The sequence below is a fragment of the Rhodovulum visakhapatnamense genome (genome assembly GCF_004365965.1).
Lineage (GTDB): Bacteria > Pseudomonadota > Alphaproteobacteria > Rhodobacterales > Rhodobacteraceae > Rhodovulum > Rhodovulum visakhapatnamense.
This window is the reverse complement of the sequence record NZ_SOEB01000061.1, coordinates 1-3,998: the sequence shown is the minus strand read 5'-3', so window position 1 is coordinate 3,998 and position 3,998 is coordinate 1. Positions and strand designations below refer to the sequence as shown.

The window sequence follows — 3,998 nt, the reverse complement described above, 5'->3', positions numbered from 1 at the left end:
GGCCCGGGTTCCGCTTGGCGGCCGGATCCGGATCCCCGACCCGCTGCGCCCGCGGCCCATCGGTATTGCCCGCCCCGACTACATCTACGACCAGACCGGGTCGGTGGGGCTCAGCGCGACCATCGCGCTCGGGGGGCCCGCGCGCCGGACATCGCGGATCCGGCTGGTCTTTATCTCTGGCGGCAGCAATTACGGCACCTTCGGCGGCGGGCGGGCGTCTCTCTACCGCCGCCGCGACTATACCGCGGACTGAGCCATGCTTGACGCGACCGACAACGCGATCCGGACCCTGCTGGCGATCCTCGGCGGGCTGGTGCTGGTCTGGCTCAGGACCGATGGCATGGCGCTGATCGCCCGCATGGGCATCGTGATCGCCTCGGGCGCCATCGGCTATGTCGCAGGCCCCGAGATCGCCCTCTGGCTGGGCACGCCCGAGCGGCTGACCATCGTCGGCGTGACCGTCCTCGGCCCGCTGGCGCTGGAAACCGCCGCCGCGGCGCTCCTCTGGCTGAAGCGCGACCCGGCCCATCTGGCGGAAATGCTGCGCCTCTGGCGGGGCGGCAAATGAGCCGGACCCTCTATCTCACCCTCACCGCCGCCATCTGGCTGGCGCTGATCGTCTGGCCCTGAGACCGGGGCCGTTCCCAACTGCAGGAGATCCCGAATGAAACTCGTGCCCAACTGGCGCGCGGTGCTCAGCCGTGCGTGGTCGGTGTGGATTCTGGCTGCCATGGTCATTTTGTCCGGCCTCGAGGCCGCCGCCTCGCTGCTGTCCGCGGACATGCTCGGCCTGCCGCCCGATATCTACGCCGCCGCCGTGGGGCTTCTGTCCGCCGCCGCGATGCTGGCCAGGGTGATCGCCCAGACCGGGCTTGCGGGGGCAGACGAATGATCCGCCGTCGCACCGCCGCCGGTGGCGCCGCCGCGGTGATCGCCGCCGCCGTCGCGTTGATCGCCCCCTGGGAGGGCCTGCGCACCGCGTCCTATCAGGACATCGTGGGCGTCTGGACGATCTGCTACGGCGAAACCCGGGGCGTCAGCCCCGGCCAGACCGCGACGCCGGAAGAGTGCCGGGACCAGCTCGCCCGCCGCACCGCGCAGTTCGAGGCCGAGATCCGCCCCTGTCTGCCCGCCGCGCTGCCCATCGAGACCCGGGCGGCCTTCGTCTCGGCCGCCTACAATATCGGCTCCGGCGCCTTCTGCCGGTCGAGCATGTCCCGCCGCGCGCTGGCGGGCGATCTGCCCGGCGCCTGCGATGCCCTCATGCTGTGGGTGAACGCGGGCGGCCAGACCGTGCCCGGCCTCGTCAACCGCCGCACCGCGGAACGCGACCTATGCCGCTCCGGCCTCGACTGATCCTCGCCGCCCTGCTGCTGGCAGGCTGCGGCGGGCTGCCGCTCGGCCCGAACGTCGCCGCCAATGTCCAGGCCGGGGCCGAGAACGTGCAAGGTGTGAAGGTCGAGAATGCCCCCAGCATCGTGCGCCCCCGCGCCCGCGAGATTCGACAGGAGCAATCCGAGAACCGCCTCCGCGCCGACCGGGTGGAAACGGTGATCGTCAACGAAATCCCCGCCTGGATCGTCCTGGTCGCCCTGATCGGGTGGATCGCCCCCTCGCCAGGCGAGATCGGGCGAAGGATCGGCCAGGCGGTCAGGCGCCGCCGGGCCTGAGAGCTTCCCCCGCCTTCGGGCGGGGGCAAGGCGGTGCGTCAACACCGCCTCACCACGCAGCCTGCGTCAACAAGTGCTGCGCCGACACCCCAGTGGGAATCTGCCGCCCGACTCTCGCGAGAGCGGGCGGACCTAGAACAGGTTCCTGACATGAACGAAATGCGAAAAACCGTCCCTGCCTCCCCCGTCGCCCCCTGGATGGGCGGCAAGAAGGCTCTGCACCGGCGGATCATCGAAAAGATCGAGGCGATCCCGCACCGGACCTATGTCGAGCCCTTCCTCGGCATGGGCGGGGTCTTCCTGCGCCGGACATGGTGCCCGCGGCTTGAAGTGGCCAACGATCTGAACGGCGAGATCACCAATTTATTCCGGGTGTTGCAGCGCCATTATCCGCAGCTGATGGAGGTCATGCGCTTCCAGATCACCTCGCGCCGCGAGTTCGAGCGGCTCCGGGCCTGCGATCCGGCCACCCTGACCGATCTGGAACGCGCCGCCCGGTTCCTCTATCTGCAGCGGCTCGCCTTCGGCGGCCAGCTCGGCGGGGTCTTCGGCGTGGCGCCCGACCAGAGCGCCCGGTTCAGCCTGGCCCGGATCGGCCCGCTGCTCGATGCCGCCCATGCCCGGCTCGATGGCGTGGTCTTCGAGAATCTGCCCTGGCAGGAAGTGCTGGCGCGCTATGACGGGCCGCAGGCGCTGTTCTATCTCGATCCGCCCTATTGGGGCGGCGAGGACGATTACGGCAAGGGGCTCTTCGACCGCGACCAGTTCGCCGAGCTGGCCGGGCGCCTGGGCAGGATCGAGGGCGCTTTCGTGCTGTCGATCAACGACCGGCCCGAGATCCGCGATCTCTTCGGCGCCTTCCGGATCGAAGAGGTGCGGCTGAATTACTCGGTCTCGAAGAGGGGCGCGACCGCGGCGCGGGAGTTGATCATCGCCAATCGCGAGGTCATGACGGGGCTGGTATGAGGTCCCCCGGCCCGGTCGGCGTTTAACCGGATCTTGGGGACGCACGGTCAAAGGTCTGCCTCATGCGCCGTTTTCTGCCCCTGCTGATCCTGAGCCTGACGCTCCTGGCCTGCGCCCCGGTTGCGCAGGCCCCGGAGCTGGCGAGCCCGGCCGCGCCCTATACCCGCGCGGCCTTCGGCGCGGGCTGGGCCGATCCGGATGGCGATTGCCTCGACACCCGGGCCGAGCTGCTGGCGGAAATCTCCACCGTGCCGGTGACCCTGGCGCCTTCCGGATGCTCGGTGCGCCACGGCCGCTGGATCGCGCCCTACACCGGCCAGGTGGTGACCGAGGCCGGGGATCTCGACATCGATCACATAGTGCCGCTGCGCTATGCGTGGGGCCATGGTGCCGCCAGCTGGTCGGCCGAGAAGCGCGCCCGCTTCGCCCTCGATCCCGTCAACCTGTTGCCCGTCGAGGTTCCCACCAGGGACGTGGTTCCGGTGAAGCCGCGGTCCGGACTGATGCCGACGCCGTCGAGCACGCCAATGAGATGGGCATATCGGAATTGCATCGAACCAGCATCATGTTGGCGGCAATCGCGCCGACCACGGACCGAAGCATGTTCCCGGGGTGATCTCAGACGAAGGGGCCGGAAAGAACGGTTACCGAGAACGAGAGGGGAAAACCGTTTCCGCGGGCGCCTGCGCGTGCGCAAAACAGCTTGACTGAAGCGGCCACGTTACCGAAGTCCTGCCCCTAATCGTCCGTCCGACGCAGCAACCGCGCAAGCTGCGAGCTTAGTGTTGAGCGCAAGGGGGGTTACTTGCGCATTATAAATATGCGAAACTCGATGCGAGACAATGCAACTCGGAGTGCGCAGAGTTGACGGTTGACTATGGAATTGATGTAATATCGGGCCGCGCTCGGCGAGGAATGCCGCAGCACATTAGAGACCAGAAGCGATGGCGGAAAAAGAACCAATGCCAAATTTGCTGAATATTCGAACGGATAAAATTAAGGTCAAAACGGCAATTCTCGAATTTAATTCATATCAGCTGAGAGAGCGCATAAATGCAATCAGATCAACTCCAACTAGTGGCGAGCGACTTCGAAATCATCTATCTAGAAAACCTCCCGGAAGTGAGAGTATCAACGAGATCCCGCAAGGATCGCGATAATGAGTATCGCCAATCGCCTGGGCCAAACTATGGCATTGAAAGAGGTCACGAACCAGCTTTTGGCTTGCGAGCCTTTCGACGCGCATCAGTTTCTAGAATCGCGTGAAACTAGGTCATGTTGACAAATGGCGGACCCAGAGACGGATCGACGTGATGTCAATGAAGCCGAGGAAGCTCTCAGCGGTCTTGTCGTAGCGGGTCG

The 3,998-nt window shown here is 66.3% G+C and carries 7 protein-coding genes and 1 pseudogene; 7 read left to right on the top strand and 1 reads right to left on the bottom strand.

The window, feature by feature from the left end; all coding sequences use genetic code 11:
* The 7 genes from EV657_RS21800 to EV657_RS21115 form a co-directional block, all read left to right on the top strand.
* A partial coding sequence (locus EV657_RS21800; RefSeq protein WP_166673765.1) for a hypothetical protein occupies positions 1 to 253 on the top strand: 253 nt, incomplete at its 5' end.
* A gap of 3 nt (positions 254 to 256) precedes the next feature.
* Positions 257 to 568 (top strand): hypothetical protein, encoded by a 312-nt coding sequence (locus EV657_RS21140; protein WP_134079824.1) that lies wholly within the window; start codon positions 257 to 259, stop codon positions 566 to 568.
* A gap of 96 nt (positions 569 to 664) precedes the next feature.
* Positions 665 to 892: a DUF7940 domain-containing protein gene (locus EV657_RS21135; RefSeq protein ID WP_134079822.1), complete on the top strand. Its 228-nt coding sequence runs from the start codon at positions 665 to 667 to the stop codon at positions 890 to 892.
* Complete coding sequence (locus tag EV657_RS21130; RefSeq protein WP_134079820.1) at positions 889 to 1,356, top strand: lysozyme; 468 nt, start codon at positions 889 to 891, stop codon at positions 1,354 to 1,356. The genes EV657_RS21135 and EV657_RS21130 overlap by 4 nt, the downstream gene beginning before the upstream one ends.
* Positions 1,335 to 1,670: a bacteriophage spanin2 family protein gene (locus EV657_RS21125; protein ID WP_134079819.1), complete on the top strand. Its 336-nt coding sequence runs from the start codon at positions 1,335 to 1,337 to the stop codon at positions 1,668 to 1,670. The genes EV657_RS21130 and EV657_RS21125 overlap by 22 nt, the downstream gene beginning before the upstream one ends.
* Positions 1,671 to 1,829: 159 nt before the next feature.
* Positions 1,830 to 2,636, top strand: coding sequence for a DNA adenine methylase (locus EV657_RS21120; RefSeq protein ID WP_134079826.1), 807 nt, complete (start codon positions 1,830 to 1,832; stop codon positions 2,634 to 2,636).
* Positions 2,637 to 2,698: 62 nt separating this feature from the next.
* A complete protein-coding gene (locus tag EV657_RS21115) occupies positions 2,699 to 3,343 on the top strand; it encodes a GmrSD restriction endonuclease domain-containing protein (RefSeq protein ID WP_134079817.1) in 645 nt (214 codons plus the stop codon).
* 566 nt (positions 3,344 to 3,909) lie between these two features.
* Here EV657_RS21115 and EV657_RS21110 read toward each other — a convergent pair.
* Positions 3,910 to 3,998 (bottom strand): annotated as a pseudogene (locus EV657_RS21110) (IS5/IS1182 family transposase); the annotation flags it as partial.

Coding starts and splice junctions, on each gene's coding strand:
- EV657_RS21135 (WP_134079822.1), top strand. CDS start 665: ATGAAACTCGTGCCCAACTGGCGCGCGGTGCTCAGCCGTGCGTGGTCG.
- EV657_RS21115 (WP_134079817.1), top strand. CDS start 2,699: ATGCGCCGTTTTCTGCCCCTGCTGATCCTGAGCCTGACGCTCCTGGCC.
- EV657_RS21120 (WP_134079826.1), top strand. CDS start 1,830: ATGCGAAAAACCGTCCCTGCCTCCCCCGTCGCCCCCTGGATGGGCGGC.
- EV657_RS21130 (WP_134079820.1), top strand. CDS start 889: ATGATCCGCCGTCGCACCGCCGCCGGTGGCGCCGCCGCGGTGATCGCC.
- EV657_RS21140 (WP_134079824.1), top strand. CDS start 257: ATGCTTGACGCGACCGACAACGCGATCCGGACCCTGCTGGCGATCCTC.
- EV657_RS21125 (WP_134079819.1), top strand. CDS start 1,335: ATGCCGCTCCGGCCTCGACTGATCCTCGCCGCCCTGCTGCTGGCAGGC.